A 1,419-nucleotide genomic window follows, 5' to 3' on the forward strand; every position below is an offset into this window, starting at 1 on the left:
TCTACGACCAGGCCGACGAAGTGAGGGAACAGGACATGGATCGGGTCAAGGACAGCCACTCGCCATGATCCACGACGCCTCGTGCGGCCCGCCCACCGGGCCGTCACGGAATTTGTGCCAGAGCCACTTTTTCATGGCCATGGACACCGGGCGGGGTAGATCGTGATTTGATTCGAGAATTCGCGCCTGCGGTAGTGGTTGACGAGGTACTTGGTTCACTCTCAGATGCCTCGCTACTGAACTTGGGGATTGACGGAAGTACCGTCATCATGCACCGGTTCATACAGCGAGTCGTGCGCGATCGTGCCCGAGCAGGAGAAACTCTCAGCGACGCCGCGACAGCAGCGTCAAGAATGCTTTTCGCGTCACCCGCGATGCGAATCGGCGCATTAATCAAAGGCGATTTCGCCTATCACATAAAACAGCAGATCGATTCCATTTGGGAGGCAGTTGGATCCGACGTCACAGGCGACTGGCGCGCGGCACCCGACCTGATGAGGTTACGTGCGTGGCGGGTGAATCTGGTCCTCAGGAACGAGTTCCCCGACGCCGGCACTCTCGATTTTGCCGGCGCCACCGTGGCATTCAGTGAAAGAATTCTGGGTAGCGAGCATCCCGAGACCCTTCGCGCCTGGGTCAATTTCGCAGGAGCCTTGAGCTCGACCGGAAACCATGACTCCTCCTGCACGATTCTCTTTCGAAGTATTCGCAATCATAATGCCATTCTTGGACCACGCCACACAGAAACCCTTACAGTGCGACACAATCTTGCCTTCGCACACATGCAAGCTGGACGTTCAGGGCGAGCGGTCAAAATGCTCGAAGACGTGCTGGAAGATCGCCTGGACGTGCTCGGTGGCGACCATGGGGACACCTTGATGAGTTATCATGTCCTTGGCGTCGCATATGCCGGGCTCGGGCGCACAGCGGATGCCATTCACCAACTCGAGAAGGCACTCGACGGCCGCAGGAGAATTCTCGGTCGATACCATCCAGAGGTCGGAGAAACACTCATCACTTTAGCCGAGGTTCACGTACGGTGCGGAAATTTAAACGAGGCCCTCTCAATGAGAGAGGAGAGCTTGTCCCTACACGAACACACTTTCGGTTCCGACTTCTGGAAAACCACGATTGCCCGAAGCATGCTGGCTGACGGGTATGCCGCCACAGGTAGGATAGACAAAGCAGTCTGGCTGTACAGGAAGAACCTCGATGAGATCATAAGTGCACTGGGAGACGACAACCAGGTTACCGCCATCGCGCGTCGACAGCTCCTTCTGGCACAGCTGGGTCGACGGAGCCTGTCAATCCCGATGAGACATCAGGCTGCTTGGTTTGTGGGTAGCGCCTCCTCGGTCTCGATGATCGCTGGGGGCTGGTTGATCCACGCCTTGGTCGGCAGCGCGGGCGGGGCCGGTC

Annotated in this window: 1 protein-coding gene; it reads left to right on the forward strand. The window is 57.7% G+C overall.

The window, feature by feature from the left end; all coding sequences use genetic code 11:
• Nucleotides 1-353: 353 nt before the first annotated feature.
• The coding region (locus tag AB1460_RS37480; RefSeq protein ID WP_368967307.1) for a tetratricopeptide repeat protein at nucleotides 354-1,419 on the forward strand (1,066 nt) is incomplete at its 3' end.

The organism is Parafrankia sp. FMc2 (assembly GCF_041008525.1).
Lineage (GTDB): Bacteria > Actinomycetota > Actinomycetes > Frankiales > Frankiaceae > Parafrankia.